The 18322-nt window shown below is 63.4% G+C and carries 21 protein-coding genes; 7 read left to right on the forward strand and 14 right to left on the reverse strand.

Annotated features, from left to right (window positions below):
* Together ACLHHB_RS06260 and ACLHHB_RS06265 are read right to left on the reverse strand one after the other, a co-directional pair.
* A partial coding sequence (locus tag ACLHHB_RS06260; RefSeq protein WP_410217418.1) for an AMP-binding protein occupies positions 1-304 on the reverse strand: 304 nt, incomplete at its 3' end.
* Positions 305-316: 12 nt separating this feature from the next.
* Positions 317-1636, reverse strand: a complete 1320-nt coding sequence (locus ACLHHB_RS06265; RefSeq protein ID WP_410217419.1) for a malonyl-CoA decarboxylase domain-containing protein — start codon at positions 1634-1636, stop codon at positions 317-319.
* 80 nt (positions 1637-1716) lie between these two features.
* Between ACLHHB_RS06265 and ACLHHB_RS06270 the strand changes: the two genes are divergently transcribed.
* Positions 1717-2364 carry a GntR family transcriptional regulator gene (locus ACLHHB_RS06270; RefSeq protein ID WP_410217420.1) on the forward strand — a complete coding sequence of 216 codons (648 nt, stop codon included), beginning with the start codon at positions 1717-1719 and terminating at the stop codon, positions 2362-2364.
* Here ACLHHB_RS06270 and cysW read toward each other — a convergent pair.
* Genes cysW through ACLHHB_RS06290 form a run of 4 tightly spaced genes read right to left on the reverse strand, consistent with a single transcriptional unit; the run spans position 2361 to position 6131 of the window.
* The gene (gene cysW, locus ACLHHB_RS06275; RefSeq protein WP_410217421.1) at positions 2361-3209 is read right to left on the reverse strand and encodes a sulfate ABC transporter permease subunit CysW; all 849 of its coding nucleotides are present in this window, start codon (positions 3207-3209) and stop codon (positions 2361-2363) included. The genes ACLHHB_RS06270 and cysW overlap by 4 nt on opposite strands.
* The gene (cysT, locus tag ACLHHB_RS06280) at positions 3206-4054 is read right to left on the reverse strand and encodes a sulfate ABC transporter permease subunit CysT (RefSeq protein ID WP_410217422.1); all 849 of its coding nucleotides are present in this window, start codon (positions 4052-4054) and stop codon (positions 3206-3208) included. The genes cysW and cysT overlap by 4 nt, the downstream gene beginning before the upstream one ends.
* Positions 4051-5043: a sulfate ABC transporter substrate-binding protein gene (locus ACLHHB_RS06285; RefSeq protein ID WP_410217423.1), complete on the reverse strand. Its 993-nt coding sequence runs from the start codon at positions 5041-5043 to the stop codon at positions 4051-4053. Before ACLHHB_RS06285 ends, cysT begins: the two co-directional genes overlap by 4 nt.
* On the reverse strand, positions 5040-6131 hold the full coding sequence (locus ACLHHB_RS06290; protein ID WP_410217424.1) for a sulfate/molybdate ABC transporter ATP-binding protein: 1092 nt from the start codon (positions 6129-6131) through the stop codon (positions 5040-5042). Before ACLHHB_RS06290 ends, ACLHHB_RS06285 begins: the two co-directional genes overlap by 4 nt.
* 266 nt (positions 6132-6397) lie before the next feature.
* Here ACLHHB_RS06290 and ACLHHB_RS06295 point away from each other — a divergent pair, with 266 nt between their 5' ends.
* Positions 6398-7006: a DUF2585 family protein gene (locus ACLHHB_RS06295; RefSeq protein ID WP_410217425.1), complete on the forward strand. Its 609-nt coding sequence runs from the start codon at positions 6398-6400 to the stop codon at positions 7004-7006.
* On the opposite strand, the gene ACLHHB_RS06300 is transcribed toward ACLHHB_RS06295, so the two are convergent.
* Entirely contained in the window at positions 6966-8210 is a 1245-nt protein-coding gene (locus ACLHHB_RS06300; RefSeq protein WP_410217426.1) for a glycosyltransferase, read from the reverse strand. The genes ACLHHB_RS06295 and ACLHHB_RS06300 overlap by 41 nt on opposite strands.
* 442 nt (positions 8211-8652) lie before the next feature.
* Positions 8653-8808, reverse strand: a complete 156-nt coding sequence (locus ACLHHB_RS06305) for a hypothetical protein (protein ID WP_410217427.1) — start codon at positions 8806-8808, stop codon at positions 8653-8655.
* 185 nt (positions 8809-8993) lie between these two features.
* Here ACLHHB_RS06305 and ACLHHB_RS06310 point away from each other — a divergent pair, with 185 nt between their 5' ends.
* Positions 8994-9254, forward strand: coding sequence for a hypothetical protein (locus ACLHHB_RS06310; RefSeq protein WP_410217428.1), 261 nt, complete (start codon positions 8994-8996; stop codon positions 9252-9254).
* Here ACLHHB_RS06310 and ACLHHB_RS06315 read toward each other — a convergent pair.
* Genes ACLHHB_RS06315 through ACLHHB_RS06325 form a run of 3 tightly spaced genes read right to left on the reverse strand, consistent with a single transcriptional unit; the run spans position 9251 to position 10739 of the window.
* The gene (locus ACLHHB_RS06315) at positions 9251-9604 is read right to left on the reverse strand and encodes a hypothetical protein (protein ID WP_410217429.1); all 354 of its coding nucleotides are present in this window, start codon (positions 9602-9604) and stop codon (positions 9251-9253) included. The genes ACLHHB_RS06310 and ACLHHB_RS06315 overlap by 4 nt on opposite strands.
* 24 nt (positions 9605-9628) lie before the next feature.
* Positions 9629-9862: a hypothetical protein gene (locus ACLHHB_RS06320; protein WP_410217430.1), complete on the reverse strand. Its 234-nt coding sequence runs from the start codon at positions 9860-9862 to the stop codon at positions 9629-9631.
* Positions 9863-9881: 19 nt separating this feature from the next.
* On the reverse strand, positions 9882-10739 hold the full coding sequence (locus ACLHHB_RS06325) for an SDR family oxidoreductase (RefSeq protein ID WP_410217431.1): 858 nt from the start codon (positions 10737-10739) through the stop codon (positions 9882-9884).
* A gap of 246 nt (positions 10740-10985) precedes the next feature.
* Between ACLHHB_RS06325 and ACLHHB_RS06330 the strand changes: the two genes are divergently transcribed.
* Positions 10986-11459: a sigma-70 family RNA polymerase sigma factor gene (locus ACLHHB_RS06330; RefSeq protein WP_410217432.1), complete on the forward strand. Its 474-nt coding sequence runs from the start codon at positions 10986-10988 to the stop codon at positions 11457-11459.
* Between the two features lie 9 nt (positions 11460-11468).
* Here the strand turns inward: ACLHHB_RS06330 and ACLHHB_RS06335 are convergent, their stop codons facing one another.
* Positions 11469-12179 carry a DnaA N-terminal domain-containing protein gene (locus tag ACLHHB_RS06335; RefSeq protein WP_410217433.1) on the reverse strand — a complete coding sequence of 237 codons (711 nt, stop codon included), beginning with the start codon at positions 12177-12179 and terminating at the stop codon, positions 11469-11471.
* 434 nt (positions 12180-12613) lie between these two features.
* Between ACLHHB_RS06335 and ACLHHB_RS06340 the strand changes: the two genes are divergently transcribed.
* Positions 12614-13918, forward strand: coding sequence for an AAA family ATPase (locus tag ACLHHB_RS06340; RefSeq protein ID WP_410217434.1), 1305 nt, complete (start codon positions 12614-12616; stop codon positions 13916-13918).
* Positions 13915-15024, forward strand: coding sequence for a ParB/RepB/Spo0J family partition protein (locus tag ACLHHB_RS06345; protein ID WP_410217435.1), 1110 nt, complete (start codon positions 13915-13917; stop codon positions 15022-15024). The genes ACLHHB_RS06340 and ACLHHB_RS06345 overlap by 4 nt, the downstream gene beginning before the upstream one ends.
* 184 nt (positions 15025-15208) lie before the next feature.
* On the opposite strand, the gene ACLHHB_RS06350 is transcribed toward ACLHHB_RS06345, so the two are convergent.
* The gene (locus tag ACLHHB_RS06350; RefSeq protein ID WP_410217436.1) at positions 15209-16342 is read right to left on the reverse strand and encodes a Gfo/Idh/MocA family protein; all 1134 of its coding nucleotides are present in this window, start codon (positions 16340-16342) and stop codon (positions 15209-15211) included.
* 10 nt (positions 16343-16352) lie between these two features.
* Positions 16353-17078 (reverse strand): GntR family transcriptional regulator, encoded by a 726-nt coding sequence (locus ACLHHB_RS06355; RefSeq protein WP_410217437.1) that lies wholly within the window; start codon positions 17076-17078, stop codon positions 16353-16355.
* 89 nt (positions 17079-17167) lie between these two features.
* Between ACLHHB_RS06355 and ACLHHB_RS06360 the strand changes: the two genes are divergently transcribed.
* Entirely contained in the window at positions 17168-18322 is a 1155-nt protein-coding gene (locus ACLHHB_RS06360) for an LLM class flavin-dependent oxidoreductase (RefSeq protein ID WP_410217438.1), read from the forward strand.

The following is an 18322-nucleotide window of genomic DNA, read 5'->3' on the forward strand; positions in this document are numbered from 1 at the left end:
GCGGCGCGGCATCGCCGATGAAATAGTCGATCTCGGCTCCGGTATAGGCCGTGTTCAACGGCAGGAAAATCCCGCCGACCTGCAGCGTTGCCAGATAAAGCGCGATGGCTTCGGGTGACTTTTCGATCTGCACGGCCACGCGGTCGCCGGGGCTGACGCCAAGTGCCGTCAACGCGCCAGCGAGACGCTCGACCGTTTCGCGCATCTGCAGAAAGCTGATGTCCGCCTGCCCCGGCCGCTCGAACAGCGTCTTGCCCTGCATCACCTCGGCGGTCTGGACGAATTGTTCGTGGATGGTCTGCATGGGGGTCCTCCCTTACCCTTGACGTGTCAGCGCGTCGGCCAGTTGCGGCCCATGGGCCACGGTGCCGTCGCGCACGAAAGCCTCGTGCCGGGATTCGATCCGGTCCAGCTCGTAAAGATAGTTGATCATCAGTCCATGCGCCGCCTTTACGGCCGACGGCGCGAAATCGGCGGGCCAGTTCAGGCGATGCGCGCTGGCACCGTTGCCCAGGTGAAAGCGTGCCACCGGATCGGCCGGCTGCCCGCCCTTGCCCTTTTCAGCCACGATATAGCGCGCGGCGATGGCTTCGACCTCGGGACGCAGCTGCGCCGCCACGACCTCATCCGTCTGCCAGTCTTCCTTTTCCAGCGCCTCGGACAGGGCACGGGCGCGATCGTCCTGCTGGGCTGACAACCAGCGGCCAAAGCCCGGCACCGGCGACAGCGTCACGAAACATTCCAGGTCGGGCAGTTCCTGCGACAGCACGGCCACCACTTGCTTGATCAGGAAATTGCCAAAGCTGACACCCTTCAGTCCGGCCAGACTGTTGTTGATGGAATAAAAGACTGCCGTATCGGCAGATGCGGGCTCGTGAATCTCGGGAGCCGTCAGGATCGGGCCGATGGCGTCGGGGATGCCGCGCGTCAGCGCCACTTCGACAAAGATCAGCGGCTCGTCACCCGTGGCAGGATGGAAGAAGGCGTAAAGGCGACGGTCATTGTCAGCCAGACGGCGCTTCAAGTCCGGCCAACCCTCCATCCGGTGAACGCTTTCATACGCCATGATCTTTTCCAAGATCGCCGCCGGTGCATTCCAGTCGATGCGACGCATGCGCAGGAACCCGCGGTTGAACCACGACGCAAACAGATGCGCGAAATCCTGATCGATGGCCGCCAGGCTGGGATCCTGCCTGATAGCATCCAGCAGGTCCTGCCGCATGTGCACCAGCCGCAATGTTGCATCAGGGGCGAGGTTCAGGCGGCGCAGCAGGCTCTGGCGCGCAGGCTCGACCACGCGGAACAGGTCCGCCCCGGTTGCAGCATCCGGTTGTGCATCCCAAGCCGCATAGGCCTGACGGATCGCCTCCGGATCGGTGCCATGCTCGTCGCGCAGCACTTGGAAGAACCGCAGCTTTTCATCGGCCGTCAGCTCTGCATAGGCCGACAGCGCCTGCTGGGCCACCGCCACCCGTGCGGCATCGCCGATTCGACCCATCAGTACAGAACAGGCCACCGTTGCACGCTCCAGCGCCGGGCGGGACAGGGCCTGAAGGGTTTCAGCCTCGCCGCCCCGCTTGCGGCGCGTGATCGCCTCGACGAAGTCCGTCAGGAATGCCAGTCTCTGCTTGCCCATCATCGATCCTCCCCTGCCGATGATATACATAGAATCGACCATGATGTATATAACAGACTGAACGATGTCCCGAGGTTGCCATGACCCTGCCCGCTGCACACCAAATCCGTCTGGCGCTGGAAAACGCGATCGTGGACGGCCGGATCCAGCCCGGTGACAGGATCGATCCGGACCGCATCGCTGCCGAATACGGCTGTTCCCGCACCCCGGTGCGCGAGGCCTTGCAGGCCTTGGAAGCATCGGGCCTGCTGAACGTTCAGCCCAAGCGGGGAACGTTCGTGGCCAAGCTGGGCATCCCCGAACTGATGCAGCGCTTCGAGTTGATGGCTGAACTGGAATCCTTTTGCGCCCGTCTGGCCTGCCGCCGCGCCGATTCGTCCGATCAGAACCGCATTGCAGCCAGCCTTGTGGCTTGCGAGAACGCGGCCCGCGCTGACGACAGTGATGGCTATTACACGCAGAACACCCTTTTTCATCAAGCGATCTATCGCGCGGCGCACAACCCTTTCCTCGAAGGGGAAACCCTGCGTCTCCAGGCCGTCCTGCAACCCTATCGCCGCCGGCAGTTGCAGGCGCGCGGCCGCGTCCTGACCTCGTTGGAGGAACACCGGCGCATCGCGGCGGCCATCCGGTCAGGCGACGCCGACACCGCGGCGCGGGCCATGACCGATCATGTTCTGGTGCAGGGAGAGCGTTTTCGCGACCTCGTCGCCCTGCTCGAAGGTTAACGCCGCGCTTCCAGCGCCGTCTTGATCACCAGCGCCACCAGCGCGATGATCGTCAACGTCGAGGCGGCGGCAAAGGCACCCACGGCGTTCAGGTCGTTGAACAACAGTTCGACATGCAGGGGCAAGGTGTTGGTCTGCCCGCGGATGTTGCCGGACACGACCGACACCCCTCCGAACTCGCCCACGGCTCGCGCCGTGCACAGCACCGCACCGTACAACAGCGCCCAACGGATGTTGGGCAATGTCACCCGCCGGAACACCTGCCAACCCGAGGCGCCAAGTGTCACCGCAGCCTGCTCCTGATCGGTCCCCTGAGCCTGCATCAGCGGCAGCACCTCGCGCGCGACAAAGGGAGCGGTCACGAACATCGTCACCAGCACGATGCCGGGCAGGGCGAACATGACCTGCAGGTCCATCTCGCGCAGCCAAGGGCCCAGCAGGCCCTGCCGGCCATAAAGCAGCAGATAGCAGATGCCCGCGATGATGGGCGAGATCGAGAACGGAATCTCGATCATCGTGACAAGGATGCCGCGCCCAGGAAAGCGGTGCTTGGCCACGGCCCAGGCTGCGGCAATGCCGAAGCCCACGTTCAGCGGCACGACGATCAGGGCAACAAGGCTGGTCAGCCAGATCGCGTGCAGCGTGTTCGGGTCAAGGATGTTGGCTGCATAAACCTGCCAGCCTTGGGAAAAGGCACGCACGAAGATATAGGCCAAAGGCGCCACCACCACCAGCAGCGTAAGTGCCACCGCCAGCCCGATCAGCAGCCGCGCGCCGCGCGACGGCGCCCGATGCCCCTGCAGGGGCGTCACGGAACCCGGCGCGATCATGTCGGGCGCGTTCATCGTGCGGCCTCGCGGTGACGTGCGGCCCAGGACTGCAGCAGGTTCGACACGACCAGCAGCACCAGCGCAAAGGCCAGCAGGACCAGTGCGATCGCGGCCGCGCCGTTGTAGTCGTATTCCTCCAGCCGGATGAAGGCGAGCAGAGCGGCGATCTCGGTTTCAAAGGGCAGGTTGCCGGCAATGAAGACGATGGCTCCGAATTCACCCAAGGACCGGGCAAAGGCGGTCGTGCAACCGGCCAGCCAAGCCGGAAGGATCGCGGGGAGGACCACGCGGGTAAAGATCTGCCACGGCCGGGCCCCAAGCGTCTCGGCGGCCTGTTCCAAGGAAAGGTCCAGATCCTCCAGAACCGGCTGGACCGTCCGGACCACAAAGGGAACCGAGGTAAAGGCCATCGCCAGCGCAATGCCCCAGATCGTGTAAACAACCTGCACCCCCGCCGCATCCAGCACCGAGCCGAACCAGCCATTGGCAGAAAACAGCGCCGTCAGCGACAGGCCCGCCACTGCCGTGGGCAGCGCAAAGGGCACATCCATCAGCGCGTCCAGAAGCCGCTTGCCCGGAAATTCGTACCGTACCAGCACCCAGGCCATCAGCAGACCGTAAAGTGCATTGAAGGCCGTCGCGATGGCAGCCGCAATGATCGTGATGCGAAGGGCTGCCGCCGCGCGTTCGCTGCTGACAATGGCCCAGAAGGCGGAAGGCCCGATCTCGGCGCCTTTCAGGATCAGCGCCGCTATCGGGATCAGCACGATCAGCACCATGTACAGCAGTGTCGTGCCCAGGCTGAGGGTAAAGCCGGGCAGGACCCGCTTGGCGCGGATGGGGGCGGCCGCCGCGATCATCGGTTCACGAAGACCTGGTCCAGGATGCCGCCTTCGGCCAAATGTTTGGCGCTGATGGCGTCCCATCCGCCGAATACCTCATCCACAGTGACCAGTTCGACCGGGGCCTGTGCATCGGCGAATTCGGCCGCCACTGCTTCATCCGTCACACGGTAATCCCGCTCGGCCAGAATGCGCTGCGCCTCTGGGGTGTAAAGCCATTCCAGGTATGCTTCTGCAACCTCGGTCGATCCGTTGCTTTCCGCATTCTCGGCCACGACGGCGACCGGGAAAGCCGCGAACAGGCTCATGGAGGGCGTCACGCGCTCAAAACCTTCTGCGGCGTATTCCTCGGCGATCTGGCCGGTTTCCGCCTCGAATGTCACCAGCACGTCGCCGATGCCGCGTTCCGCAAAGGTCTGCGTGGCCGCCCGACCGCCGGTATCAAAGACCGGGACGCTCGAGAAGATCGTGCGCACGAACTCCTGCGCCGCAGCCTCGTCGCCGTTGTTCTGCGCCAGGGCATAGGCATAGGCGGCAAGGTAGGTGTAGCGCGCGTTGCCGCTGGTCTTGGGATTCGGAAAGACAGGCGCCACGTCCTCCCGGGCCAGATCGTCCCAATCCTCGATGTTCTTCGGGTTGCCCTCGCGGACCAGGAAGGCCGGCAGCGAGTAATAGGGCGATGCGCCGTTGGGGAAGGCATCGCGCCAGTCCTCGGGCAGCAAGCCCCCCTCGGCCAGCACGTCGATGTCGGTTTCCTGGTTGAAGGTCACCACATCGGCAGGCAGGCCCTCGAGGATGGCACGCGCCTGCCGGGAAGATCCGCCATGCGACATGTCGATGGATACGGTGCGGCCCGTTTCTTCCTGCCAATGCGCGGCAAAGGCGGGATTCAGCGCTTCGAACAATTCGCGCGCGATGTCATAGCTGACATTCAGCAGCTTGTCCTGCGCCGCGGCGGGCGAGGCCAGCGCCAGGGCAACGGCCGTGGCAAGAAGGGGCAGTTTCATCGGATCATTTCCTTTCGCAGGGGCGTGACGGGGGCGGCCTGGGCGGGGCGGCGGTCGGAAAAGATGGCCGCGCCTTCCAGCCGCAACGTGACAAGGTCCCCTTCGGCCAGCGCAGGGGACCCGCGGCGCGGCATCTGCGCCTCGATTTCAGGCAGGTCGGGATGGTTCAGGACCAGCCGCAGATCGGCTCCGGTGCTTGTCAGCCCCGAGATGCGCCAAGGCCCTGCCGGGTCCGGCTGCACCCGGATGTCGGCTGGCCGCGCGAACATCTGCGCCGGCCCGTCGGGCAAGGCCCTGCGCGGCAACGCGGTCAGGTCCAGCCCGGGTCCGATGGCGCGCCCCGCCTGCAGGGTCACCGGCAGGACGGCGGTCGCGCCCATGAAACGGGCCACAAAAGGCGTCGCCGGATGGTCATGGATCTCGTCCGCGTGGCCGATCTGCTCGATCCGCCCTTCACCCATCACCACCACGCGGTCGGCCAGCTCGAAGGCCTCTTCCTGATCATGGGTGACAAAGATCGTGGTTGATCCGGTCGCCTGATGCACACCCCGCAGCCAGCGGCGCAGGTCGCGGCGAATGGCGGCGTCCAATGCGCCAAAAGGCTCGTCCAGCAGCAGGACGTTGGGCTGGATCGCCAAGGCACGGCCAAGCGCCACGCGTTGGCGCTGGCCGCCGGACAGTTGCGCGGGATAACGATCCGCCAGCGGCCCGATCTGCAGCAGTGTCATCAGTTCATCGACGCGCGCAGCGATCTGCGCCCGCGTGGGCCGCTCGGCGCGTGGACGCACGGTCAGGCCAAAACCGATGTTGTCGCGCACCTTCATGTGCGGGAATAGGGCATAATGCTGAAAGACAAAGCCGATGCGCCGGTCGCGCGCCGCCAGCTGCAGCCAGTCCTGCCCCCCCACCTGCAGGCTGCCGACGTCAGGCCATTCCAGCCCGGCAATGATCTTCAGCAGCGTCGTCTTGCCGGAACCCGAAGGACCCAGAAGTGCCATCAGCTCGCCTTCGGCCACGGACAGATCAATGCCGCGCAGCACGTCCGTCTGCCCGAACCGCTTGAACATCCCCGTGATCGTGATCGACATGATGCGCCTCCCGTTGCCCTCCTCCAGCTAGAGCCGCGAACAGGTCCGGACAAGGGCGGCCCGCGCCTGTCCCCCCTGCCCGATGCGGACCATCATCCGCCACACCGGCATACGGCCGCAACAGCCATCACCCTTCCGTGCGTCTGAGGCAGACAATGTTCCTCCCGTCGGCCACGCAACAGGGTCTGCGTCCTTTTTTCAACAACGCCCTGACGGCCTGCCGCATCCCCCTTGTCACCACCTCCGGCGCGCCTAAAGTGCCCGAAATGACAGAAGACCCTCTCGCCACGCCGCCGGGTGCAGACCACCTTCCGGACCAGTCCCTTCCTCCCCGGGCTCGACGCGGATTGACGCGCGGCCAGGCGCTGGCGCTGATCCTCGTGGCGGTGGTGGCCAAGCTGGCGTTCTTTGCGTGGCTGGACCGCCCTTGGGGCTGCGACTGCGGCCGGATCTGGGCGCTGCCCGGCGACCCGCAACTGAACTCCCGGGTCATGCTGGACCCTTACACGCTGATGCACCTGGTGTCGGGGGCCGCGCTGGTTCAACTGCTGATGCGGTTGCGCCCGTCATGGACGACCTGGACCTTGCTGGCGGCGGTCTTTGCCAGCGGCGCCCTGTGGGAGATTGCGGAAAACCTGCCGGTCAGCATCCGGCTGTTCAACTATGATGCCGGGGATCCCCTCGCCTATCAAGGTGACAGCCGCCTCAACTCGCTGGCCGATACAGCCGCCGCCGCCATTGGGGCGCTGCTGGCATTGCGGCTGCCTTTCGTGGCCGTGGCGCTGGCGACCCTTGCGGTCGAGGTGCTGCTGTGGGTCTGGATCGACGACAGCTTCATCCTAGCAACGGTGCGCGCGCTGGCAGGCTTTGCATGACCCTCTCGATCTGCTGCACGGCCCCTTCGGCGCCCAACCAGCCGGCACTGTCGCGTGCAAAGCGGGTGGCCGTTGCGCGAAACCCGGGTTCTGTCAGCAGGCGCAGCAGCGCGGCCTCGATGCGGGCCTGACTGCGCTCGGTGCGCTTCAACCACAGCCCTGCGCCGCAGGCGCCAATGCGTGCCGCCACACCTGGCTGATCATAGGCCAGCGGCAGGGCCAGCATCGGCACCCCCTGCGCCAGACATTCCAGTGCGGTATTCAGGCCGGCATGGGTCACACACAGATCCGCATGTCCCAGAACCGCCTGCTGCGGCACGAAATCCAACACCCAATCGGCGGGAATCCGATCCGCGTTGCGCGCATCCAGACCGCCCCCGTGCGAGACCAGTACCTGTGCCCCCACGGCATGACAGGCGCGAACGATCCGCGCCAGCAACCGCCACCGGTGCCCTTGCAGCGTGCCAAGCGATACATAGACCAGCGGCCGCGCCGGATCGGGCATCACCCCTTCCGGCATCACCTGCGGATCGGGCCGTCGCAATGGACCCAGCAGCGCCATGTTCGCGCCACGGTCCGGGCGGGGATGTTCAAAGCCCGGAACGACCTGCGCAAGGGTGAGCAAAGGCGACAGGCAATCCTCGAAACTTTCCCGCGGGCCCAACCCCCAGTGCTCCGCCCATTCACGGACGACACGACGATGGGGCGTCATCAGTAGGCGGGCCACCTGTGCGCCACCCTTGTTGCGCTTCAACCCGGCTTCGCTCCGGTCGTAGGGCCACGACAGGTAAGGCAGCGGAATACCCGGTTCAGGATTGAACGGCAGCGCGCAGGCGACCGAGATCATGGGTATCTTCAATGCTGCTCCCAGCAACCCGGCCGCAGGCTCCGTCTGATCTCCCAGGATCATGTCCACCTTGAGCCGCTCCAGGATCGCGGGACCGTGCCGACACAGCCTGTCGGTCCAAAGGGCACCTTGGCGAATGCTGGCCCAGAACCCTAGGCCACGGTTCGGTGGCGCCTCGTCGGGCAGGCGAACGGTCGGGAACCCAGGATCAACCGCGACTTGCGGTTCGGTCACGAAAATCGGATCGTGCCCCCGCACCCGCAGAGCCGCCGCGATCCCCTCGAAAGCGCGCAGGTGGCTGGGCAGTGGCGGACAGATCATCGCGATCCGGAGCGTCCGCTGGCCTTCAACGGGCAAAGGATCGATCCTGTCACAGATCACGAACGGTACGTCGGAAGCGGAAGCCCTCATCATGCCTGCCAACAATAGCTGTCTGCGGATTGTTCCCATCCGGGGTGAAACCCATGTTGCGGCAAACGCGTTTGTGGCTGACCCGACACGATCGGCGGGGCAAGGAAGGCCGGAACGGCTGTCTGGGCGCCGGGGCTTGCAGGGACGATGCGGGGATGATGCCGCATCGCCGGGAACACAACCTGCCACCCCGAGACCAGCCGTCCCGGCCCCCCGATACTGCCATGGCCAGAGATGACGGAAACCCGGATCGTTGGGCGATCTGGCCACGGCTGCCTGGGCACGCAGACGCGGCGGCGGGTTCCTGTCCTGGCCGGTGCGACCTTGGCCGCATCGGGGATCAATGAACCGGCGGACAAACCCTTTGTTCCCGCGCCTAGTACAAAATTCAGCTGTCTTTCTCCTTCAGCCGATCGACCAGTTGCTCCATCAGCGCAAGCAGGCGCGGAGGCACCGGCTGCCGATCTTCGACCTTTCGCAATTCGACCAGATGCTGGTCGATGCGGACCTCGGACGGGTCGGGCGGTGGAACGGAAGTGGTCATGCAGTGTCTCCCAATGCACGGGACGCAGGTCAGTGGAAACGGCCACGTCCTGCAGGGGCGCCTTGATGCACCTCTGACGCATTCGTGACCGTGGCTTTCTTCGGCAAACGAGTAGATCGCATGGAAGCCATCGCCAAGTCCCGCCGACTGATTTAAGTTAATGCAGAATCTTCCGGAGCTTTCTGATGACGCCTTCTTCCGACAACCTGCATTCAGGCCCTCTTGGACCCAAATGGGAAACAGATCTGTCGGATGATCAGGTTGATCAGCGTCTGGCCGAACTGCGCGACGCGATGAACAATGATCCTGTCTCGGACACTGTCCGTCAACTGGCCTTCCGTCTGGCAGTCGCCTTGTCGGGACCGCAAACGGCCTCCGGTGACACGGCCCCTGCCCTGCCGCAGGCTCCGCCTCGGGATCGGGATCCCGAAGCGGACCGCTTTTAGACGAACACCCAGACAACCAGCAGAACAGCCACCACCATCAGGGCGACGGGCAGCAGCAGCCTGAACGTGTTGCTTTGGGGAAGACCGTCTCCTTCATGGGCGTCGTGGGTGGCGTTGCTCAGTTCCGCGCCCGGGCGGTGCAGGTCGCGATGGCCAAGCTCGTGTCCTGGTCGCGCAACTTCCTCGGCATGGGCCATCCGGGCCTGGGTGGGCGTGACCGGATGGCCGCCGGCCTCGTCATCCGTGCCCAGGGGGGACGCGGCCGGATCGGGATAATCCACCTTGTCGGCCGCCTGGCCGTGATCGATCTCGTTTCGCAGCATCTGGGCATTGTCGGATTCACGGGCCACGGGGGCACTCCTTGTGTGAGGGCGTCAATAGGTCGAGGGGGGGTCACTGGCCGGAAAGGATTCATCGGAGGCCTCATCCACCAGGTCCCAATCCTGTGGGGGGTCTTCCATCTGGTTGGGACCGGCATTCCGGACAGGGGGATGAAGATGGGCGCGCGGATCCTCTCCGCCTTCGCGGGAAACCATGCGCAACAGCGTCGGCAGGGCCAGACCTGCCAGCACGCCGCAGCCAAAGACAAGGGACATCGATCGTTGCATCGTTTTTTCCTTCCGGGGGTCAGATGAACGGCTTGCCGCCAGTCACGGCAATCGTCGCGCCCGACACATAGCTCGACATGTCCTCGGCCAGCATCACATAGGCCGAGGCCAGTTCGACCGGCTGCGCCGGACGCTTCATGGGATAGTTGGCGCCGAACTGCGCCGTCTTTTCGGCGTCAAAGCTGCCGGGGATCAGGGGCGTCCAGACGGGACCAGGCGCAACGCAGTTCACGCGGATGCCTTTTTCCGCCACCATCTGCGCCAGCCCCATGGTAAAGTTCTGGATGGCACCCTTGGTCGTGGCATAGGCCAGCAACGCGGGGCTCGGGTTGTCAGCATTGACCGAAGTCGTGTTGATGATTGACGCGCCTTCCTTCAGATGGGGCATGGCGGCCTTGCACAGGTAAAAGATGGCATCGATGTTGATGGCGAACGTCTTGCGCCATTCTTCGTCCGGGATTTCCTCGATACTGTCAAAGTCCTCCTGGTGGGCGGCGTTGTTGACCAGGATGTCCAGCTTGCCCCACTCCCCGATCACCTCGTCGATCAGCTTGCGGCAATGGGCGGGGTCCGAGATGTCCCCTTCCAGCCGAAGACAGCGCCGGCCCGCGTCTTCGATCAGCTGCGCCGTCGACTGCGCGTCCTCGGTTTCGGACAAGTAGGACAAGGCGACGTCGGCGCCTTCCCGGGCAAAGGCTATGGCCACGGCGCGGCCGATTCCGCTGTCGCCGCCGGTGATCAACGCGATCTTGCCTTCCAGCCGTCCAGCGCCGCGCCAGCTGTCCTCGCCGTGATCGGGCCGCGGGTCCATGCGGGTAAAGCTGCCCGGAAGATCCTGCGTTTGCTCGGGAAAGGGCGGCTTCGGATAATTGGCCATGAACATCTCCTGTCGTTGTCTCGGGATGGCCGCAACCGCTGCGCGAGCGGCTGCCTTGCCGATCCCTTGCTCATTGGCCCTTCCAACCGGTGATCGATCCGAATGTTCCCGCCCGTACCAAACCCGCGACAACAAGCCTTTGATCGTGCAGGGCAGTTTTTTCGCCGTTACAAAGGTTAACGGAACCGGGGGCGGACTTGCGGAATTTGAAGGGGACCAGGGATGGGCGCCCACGGAAGGACGGGAATGTCAGACAATGTACTCGACCATGTCCGGGCTTTGAGGGCCTACGGTCAGTCGCTTTGTGGAAACCCCACCGAAGCCGAGGATCTTGTTCAGGACACGCTGCTGCGGGCCATCGAACATGCCGACAGCTACAAGCCCGGGACCTACATGCGGGCCTGGCTTTTCACCATCATGCGCAACCGCTTCTACACCAACCGCAAGAAGGCGATCCGAGAACCCACGGGATCTGCGGACTGTGTGTCCTTTGGTCCGTCCAGCCCTGCGACGCAGGAATGGCATCTCCGCGGCAACGAGATGTGGCGTGCACTGGACCAGATGCCCACCCACTACCGCGAGGCGATCGTTCTGGTCGGCGTCATCGGGGAAAGCTACCTCGACGCGGCCGAGATCCTCGGCTGCGACATCGGGACGGTCAAGAGCCGGATTTCCCGTGCGCGCGCCATTCTCCGCAAGGCCATCGACCCGCCCGAATAGTGCCGTTCGTCAGGTTGCTTCAATCCGCACGGCACGGATCGACGGATCACATCGCCGCGCCGCCACTTCGAGGCGCGCCAGAAGATGGGTGCGCAGATAGGTCGCATGAAAGCGTGACGGTGCCATCAGGTGCAGGACGCCCTGCCCCAGCGCGTCTTCCCCGCCGCATTCCGTAAGGGTGGCAAACCAGGCATCGAACAGGGCCGGATCCTCCGACTGCAACCGCGCCCGAACCGCCCCCCAGACGGTTTCCTCGGTGGCCGCTGCTGCATCATTGCGGCGAAAAGGCACGACATTGACCGTGGCGGTATCCTCCACGGAACCCATCCCCCGATCCAGCATTCGCGCCACATAATCCTCGCCGATATTGGCCCAAGCCGGTCGCGTGTCCAGCAGGATGCGGTCCAGATCCAGTCCCAGAACCGACACGCGTCCACGGGCGCCCTGACGCTTGACCACGATCCAGCCCATGGAACGTAGGCGCGCCATGTCCCGCTTGACTGTGCGCTCGTCCACGCACCACAAGCGGGCGATTTCACGTTGCCCCATTGTCAGCTCGTCGCGCTGCCAGTTGTAGCGGCTGGTGATCAGTGCCATCAGTCGCAGCACGACGCGCTGCAGGTTTTGGTCTCCTGACAATCCATGGGCCATCAGAGCCGACAGGATGTCATATTTCTTCGCCGCAGCCTCGCGGCCGACGGGCCTGATCACTTGCATCATCGGTCCTGTCTTTCCTGACCCTGGTCACTGCCATAAGCCGGCCTCTGGTATGCTGTCAAACGCCTTTCATCGATCTATCTGCATTTGCGTCCTGATCTCTGATTCTGTCAAGCGGGCAGGAGCAAGTTGAGCAGTCATACTCTTCTTGACCTACTGAAAACGGTATCACTGGTATAGCGGGACTCCTAGCCTGTCCCTCATTAAAGAAGCGATGTCCCCTTTAAGAGGGTGGAAGGGCCCGTTGTGACCCGTAATTTCCGATCTGAAGCTATTGAACCGTGTATGCTGGCTTTTGGGTTTCCGCCGGCGATCTATCCAATAGCGCCCAACGATCTCCACAATTTCTTAAGACTAGATAATGCTTTTGCCAAAAGAGCAAATCCGGCGTAAATCGGAAGTTGGCAATAATCAGCGTCCTCGAAAACAGGCACAACATGTATACGCACGAAGACCTTTCTCGGCTGCAAGGGCAATCGCTGAAGATGCAGGGTTGGATTCGCCGTCAGACCTTCAGCCCTGCGAATGAAAAGACCCTGCGTCGCTTCTCCAGCTGGGAAGTGGCCGAGCTGATCTTTCGCATCAACCAATCCACTTTTCGCGGCAAATTGGCCGCCGATCCAAACCTTCCCCTCGGGGAAGTTGAGGAGGACGGTCGCCAGCGGTGGTTCAGCCTTGACGAAGTGAATGAACTGCGCCGTCGCATCCGCATCAACAAGAAGACATTGATGCCGCCCCGCCCCGAAAACAAGCGCGCCTTCCGCGCAGCGATCGCGAATTTCAAGGGAGGCGCCGGCAAGTCCACCGTCGCGCTGCATTTCGCGCATGCGGCGGCACTGGACGGATATCGGGTTCTGGTTGTGGACTTCGACCCTCAAGCGACCTTGTCCCATTCCATGGGGCTGACAAATGTGGACGAGGATCACACGGTCTGGGGCATCATGGCCCGCGATCTTGAGCGGGAGACGGATCGGATGAACGCGGCAAGTGCCGGCGCCGAGAGTGGTACCTCCCTGCCCCAAAGGAAGCTGCCCGCCTCGATCCGCGACATGGGTCTGGGAACACTTCGCCCGGCAGACTTCATCAAGTCGACCGCCTGGCCGACGATCGACATCGTACCCAGTTGCGCCAATGCGGCCTTTGTCGAGTTCGCCAGCGCCCAATACCGTCACCTGAACCCGGAATGGACCTTCTTTGGAGCGGTGTCTCGGTTTCTCGACAGCTTGGGCGATGATGCCTACGATCTGATCCTCTTCGACTGCCCTCCGGCGATCGGGTACCAATCCATGAACGCGGTCTTTGCCGCGGACATGCTCTATATCCCATCCGGGCCGGGTTACTGGGAATACGACTCGACCACCAGCTTCATCGGGCAGCTTGCAGAGGCCTTGGAAGACCTGTCGCACGGGTTCGAAAACTTCCCCACGGGGAAGATCGCCCTGCCTAAGGCCTTTGCAGATGTGCGCTTCCTGATGACCCGGTTCGAGCCATCGAACGAATTGCATCAGGCCATGTTCGGTGCTTTCCGGCAGGTCTTTGGCGACCGTCTGGCCGAGAACCCGATCGAGTTGACGCGCGCGGTCGAGCAGTCCGGCCGCTTTCTGTCGTCGGTCTATGAAATCGATTATCGAGAGATGACACGGGGAACGTGGCGGAGAGCGCGTGCGACTTTCGATCAGGCCTATGAAGAGTTCCGTGGTCATGTTCTGGCCGCCTGGATCAAATTGGAGGATCACGCATGAGCCGCAAGCGGAGGATGTTCGACATCGATATTCCCGAGGACGCGGCCGAGATCTTCCCCGCGGGGAAGGAAGCCGCGGAAACGCGGCGGGGGCCGATGGCTGCCGCAATCAGCGAGACGGCGGAATCGACCAGAGACAGGGCGGCGCTGGAGGCGCAGATCCGGGCCGAGAATGATGCCTTGGCGCAGGAGCATGTGCGTCTGAAACGGGCAGGGCTGATCACCGACCTGATTGCGCTGGACGCGATTGACACGACCAAGCTGATCCGGGACCGAAAGCCGGTGGCGGATTTCGAACTGGCCGAACTGGTGGCCTCGATCCGCGAGATCGGATTGTCGAACCCTATCCGTGTCGAGCCCGCAGGAGACGGCCGCTACGAATTGATCCAAGGGTGGCGGCGTCTGTCAGCATATCGTCAGCTTCTGGAAGAGACGGGTGACGCGGATACATGGGGCCGTATTCCAGCAGGAATCGCTGCACGCGGGGATCAGCTGGAGGCCCTTTATCGCCGGATGGTGGATGAGAACCTGGTCCGCAAGGACATCTCGTTTGCCGAGATGGCGCAGCTGGCGGTGCATTATGCGATGGATCCGCTCACGGCGGAAAATGATGCGGAGAAGGCGGTCGCCATTCTGTTTCGCTCTGCCGGGTATCAGAAGCGCAGCTATATCCGCAATTTCATCCCGGTTGTGGAGCGTCTGGGAGAGGTGCTGATGTATCCGCAGGAGATCCCGCGGGCACTGGGTTTGTCCCTGGCACAGCGCTTGGAAGAGGTTCCGGGCTTGGTTCAGGCCATCAAGACAGAGCTGAAGGAATGGGATACGCGGTCCATCACAGATGAATTGGGGGTCCTGAGGCGCTATGCAGGGCATGGGAGTGACACGATAACCCCAGCCTCGGGAACCGCTATGCCGAAGGCAGACCTGCCCGTCCGGCAGCCGGCAGCGAAGGCGAAGACCACTTTTCAGCTGAGCCGGCCGCAGGGCAGCGCGAAGTGCACGGCAGCCAATGGGAGGCTGGAGATCCGGCTGGGGCGTGATTTTTCAGCTGTCGACCGGCGCAGGTTGGAGGCCGCAGTAGCGTCGATGTTGGACCAGATCGAGTGATCTTCCCCGCGGGGAAGGTTTCCGACAGGGTAAGCGGCTTGTGGGGGAGAAATGCAGGAGCGAAGCCGATCCTTGGCGAAAAAGCGGCGGCGGTTCATTCTGCCGCGGCTTTTATCGACAGATTATTAATAATAACGTAATAAATACAAATGGTTAGATAGGTTAGCCCAAGGGGAGAGCACTATCAGGTGAACTCTGACAGGTCGACCATTCGCTGTTCATTCATGGATCGTTGTGCGGCAATCCCCATAAGGACTGCCCATTTGCCGTCCTGTATCGTCACCTCGGGCAGTCTGCGCTCGCCTCGGACCATTTCGAGGAAGCGCTGGTGCTGGTAAAAGGTTGAGCCGTTGTGGTCGCCTGCCTCCAGCAGGGTCGGGTCGACGGGGATCGGATGGACCTGCGGGCCCTTGGGGTGGCGCGGCGAGACGACGACCTGGGCCACAGGGGGAGCACCCAGGTCAGTGGGCCAGAAGCGGCCGGGGCCCGGAACCAGCGCCTCGATCTTGCCGCAGGGGCCGACGGCGCTGATTTCTTCCTGGTAGCGCGCGCCTTCGGCAAACATGCAAAGCTCCAGCATGGCACGCGCACCGCTGGCGAATTCGACCGCGACATAACCGTGATCAAAGATGTCGGGCTGTTGCCCCTCGTGAGTTTCATCGAGATGGTTCAGCGCCTGACCGCCCATCGCCATGATCCGGATGGGGTCGGACTGAAGCGCCAGTCGCATCAGGTCGAAGAAGTGGCAGCACTTCTCGACAAAAGTGCCGCCGGTATAGCGGTTGAAGCGGTTCCAGTTCCCGACCTTTTGCAGGAAGGGAAAGCGATGCTCGCGAATGGTCAGCATGGCGATGCCGCCCGTTGCGGCGTCCGCCATCTGCAGAAGCCGCGCGACCGGGGGCATGTAGCGATACTCCATCGCGACCCAGACGGGCGCAGGGTATCGTGCAGCAAAGCCGTCAATGGCCGTGGCACTGGCGGCATCGGTGAAGAGCGGCTTTTCGACAAGAACGGGCAGGGGGCGGCGTGCCGCGATGGTCTGCAACTGTTCCAGATGGCGGAAGTTCGGGCTGGCGATCAGCAGGCAGTCAAGATCCGGGTCGGCCAGAAGCGTCTCGAGGCTGTCCACAAAGCGCGCGCCGGGTGCGATGCGGGCGGCACGCGCACGCATCGTGGCATCGGGTTCGAAGATGGTGCCGATGGCGGTGCCCGGCAGCAGCGCGATGTTGCGCAGGTGTTCCTGTCCCATCATGCCGCAGCCGATCACGCCATAGGTGATCGTGTGTGTGTCCGCCTTGACCAGAGCTTCGGTCGTCATGGAAACCTCCTCAGATGAGGCGCTGCACATAGAGCGCCTTGTCGGTATCAAACCAGGTGCGTGAAAATTCGACGGGTGCGACGGCCTGAGCCCACGACAGGCGGCTGATATGGGCCGTCACGGTGCCCGAGGGCAGCGGAAAATCGGGCGGGGACCAAGTGGGGACGGTGCCGAGGCCCACGCGATCCTCGGCCCGGGTGATCCAGAGCGTCAGGGCATGCTTGTAGGTCAGGTAGAGCGAGTCCTGAACCAAGTCGCGGGGGATGCGGCCCGCGCCGCCGTCCAGCCAGATCTCCTCAAGGGCGATCATCACGTCATCAAGGTAGCGCAGGCGACGGAAGCGGGTGCCGTGGGTGCTGGTGCCATAAGGGGGCTGGTCGGCGTCCTTGGGGAGGTAGTCCACCGAAAGGATGCGGGCCGTGGGAAGGCCACCACCACCTTGCGCGTGTTCGAGCCGGAACATCGAATAAACCGAGGCAACCGGTCGGCCGGCGCGGATGTAGTTGCCCGAGCCTTGGCGGCGTTCCAGCAGGCCTTGCTGTTCCAGCAGTTCCAGTGCCTTGCGGAGCGTGCGAACGGTCGTGCCATGGGCTTGCGCCAGTTCGCGTTCCGGTGCCAGGCGCTGGCCGTCCAACAGGCGGCCGGCCGCGATGTCGCGAATCATCAGTTCGCTGATCTGCAGGTAGATGGGCAGCGCGTCCGACCGCTGTTCCGCGCCTTTCGCTGTTGCCGCCACGCCCGTCCCCACTAAATTGATGCACCATTGATTTACATCAAGGACAAGGCTATTGAAAGACCCATTCGCGGCGATTCACGGAGGAGATCATGACTGTCGTACCTGTAACCTCGGCCGACCTGGATGCGGTGGAAGTGGCTTGGTTCTCGGCTCTGTGTTCGGACGATTATCGGCATCTGGGTGTGCCGGAAGGGGATCTGCGGTCCTCGTGGGCGCATTGTTCGGACATTGTGAAGACAGCCGAGGCGCAGGGGTTCGGCAATATCCTGTGCCCGTCATCCTATCAGGTGGGGCAGGACACGCTGAGCTTCGTGGCCGGCTGCGCGCCCATCACCGATCGTATCAACCTGCTGGCCGCCGTGCGTTGCGGCGAGATGCAGCCCATCATGCTGGCCCGCACGCTTGCGACGCTGGACCATATGCTGCAGGGCCGTCTCACGGTGAACATCATCAGCAGCGATTTTCCTGGCGAGCAGGCGCCCAGCCCCTTCCGTTACCAGCGTTCGCGCGAGGTGGTCGAGATCCTGAAGCAGGCCTGGACCCGCGACAGCATCGAATACCAGGGAGAGGTGTACACCTTCAGCGGCCTGACAACCGATCCGGCGCGGCCGTATCAATCGGGCGGGCCGATGCTTTATTTCGGCGGCTATTCGCCCGATGCGCTGGACCTCTGCGGCCAGCACTGCGATGTCTACCTGATGTGGCCCGAAAAGAGTGAAGACATCGCAGATCGCATGAAAGCCGCCCATGCGGCGGCCGAGACCTATGGCCGCACGCTGGATTATGGCTTTCGCTCGCACGTCATCGTGCGAGACACTGAGGCCGAGGCCAAGGAATATGCGCGTGAGCTCGTCAGCAGGCTGGACGACGAGCAGGGACGCGCGATCCGGGAACGGGCGCTGGATGCCGGCTCGCTCGGCGTCAGCCGGCAGGCGCGCAACCGCGAACTGGCCGATCTCGAGGGTTATATCGAGCCGAACCTGTGGACGGGCATCGGTCGCGCCCGTTCGGGCTGCGGTGCCGCGATTGTCGGTTCAACCGACCAAGTGCTGAGCAAGCTGGAAGAACTGCAGAAGATGGGGATCCGGGCCTTTATCCTGTCGGGATATCCGCATCTGGAAGAAGCCGAGCATTTTGGCAGCCGCGTCTTGCCGCAGATGAAGATATGCCAATTGAACCGCGTGTGGGGCAGGGTGCCCGACAGCACACCCCTAACGCCGCTTGGCGTTGGTGAAAGGCACTGA

This window comes from Paracoccus sp. (in: a-proteobacteria), assembly GCF_046462195.1.
Taxonomy (GTDB): domain Bacteria; phylum Pseudomonadota; class Alphaproteobacteria; order Rhodobacterales; family Rhodobacteraceae; genus Paracoccus.

Bases quoted from the DNA above. Each gene is read 5' to 3' on its own strand.
- ACLHHB_RS06330 (WP_410217432.1), top strand. From the start codon at position 10,986: ATGTCAGACAATGTACTCGACCATGTCCGGGCTTTGAGGGCCTACGGT.
- ACLHHB_RS06320 (WP_410217430.1), bottom strand. From the start codon at position 9,862: ATGCAACGATCGATGTCCCTTGTCTTTGGCTGCGGCGTGCTGGCAGGT.
- ACLHHB_RS06345 (WP_410217435.1), top strand. From the start codon at position 13,915: ATGAGCCGCAAGCGGAGGATGTTCGACATCGATATTCCCGAGGACGCG.
- ACLHHB_RS06305 (WP_410217427.1), bottom strand. From the start codon at position 8,808: ATGACCACTTCCGTTCCACCGCCCGACCCGTCCGAGGTCCGCATCGAC.
- ACLHHB_RS06335 (WP_410217433.1), bottom strand. From the start codon at position 12,179: ATGATGCAAGTGATCAGGCCCGTCGGCCGCGAGGCTGCGGCGAAGAAA.
- cysT (WP_410217422.1), bottom strand. From the start codon at position 4,054: ATGATCGCGGCGGCCGCCCCCATCCGCGCCAAGCGGGTCCTGCCCGGC.
- ACLHHB_RS06310 (WP_410217428.1), top strand. From the start codon at position 8,994: ATGACGCCTTCTTCCGACAACCTGCATTCAGGCCCTCTTGGACCCAAA.
- ACLHHB_RS06360 (WP_410217438.1), top strand. From the start codon at position 17,168: ATGACTGTCGTACCTGTAACCTCGGCCGACCTGGATGCGGTGGAAGTG.
- ACLHHB_RS06265 (WP_410217419.1), bottom strand. From the start codon at position 1,636: ATGGGCAAGCAGAGACTGGCATTCCTGACGGACTTCGTCGAGGCGATC.
- ACLHHB_RS06270 (WP_410217420.1), top strand. From the start codon at position 1,717: ATGACCCTGCCCGCTGCACACCAAATCCGTCTGGCGCTGGAAAACGCG.
- ACLHHB_RS06350 (WP_410217436.1), bottom strand. From the start codon at position 16,342: ATGACGACCGAAGCTCTGGTCAAGGCGGACACACACACGATCACCTAT.
- cysW (WP_410217421.1), bottom strand. From the start codon at position 3,209: ATGAACGCGCCCGACATGATCGCGCCGGGTTCCGTGACGCCCCTGCAG.
- ACLHHB_RS06340 (WP_410217434.1), top strand. From the start codon at position 12,614: ATGTATACGCACGAAGACCTTTCTCGGCTGCAAGGGCAATCGCTGAAG.
- ACLHHB_RS06285 (WP_410217423.1), bottom strand. From the start codon at position 5,043: ATGAAACTGCCCCTTCTTGCCACGGCCGTTGCCCTGGCGCTGGCCTCG.
- ACLHHB_RS06290 (WP_410217424.1), bottom strand. From the start codon at position 6,131: ATGTCGATCACGATCACGGGGATGTTCAAGCGGTTCGGGCAGACGGAC.
- ACLHHB_RS06295 (WP_410217425.1), top strand. From the start codon at position 6,398: ATGACAGAAGACCCTCTCGCCACGCCGCCGGGTGCAGACCACCTTCCG.
- ACLHHB_RS06325 (WP_410217431.1), bottom strand. From the start codon at position 10,739: ATGGCCAATTATCCGAAGCCGCCCTTTCCCGAGCAAACGCAGGATCTT.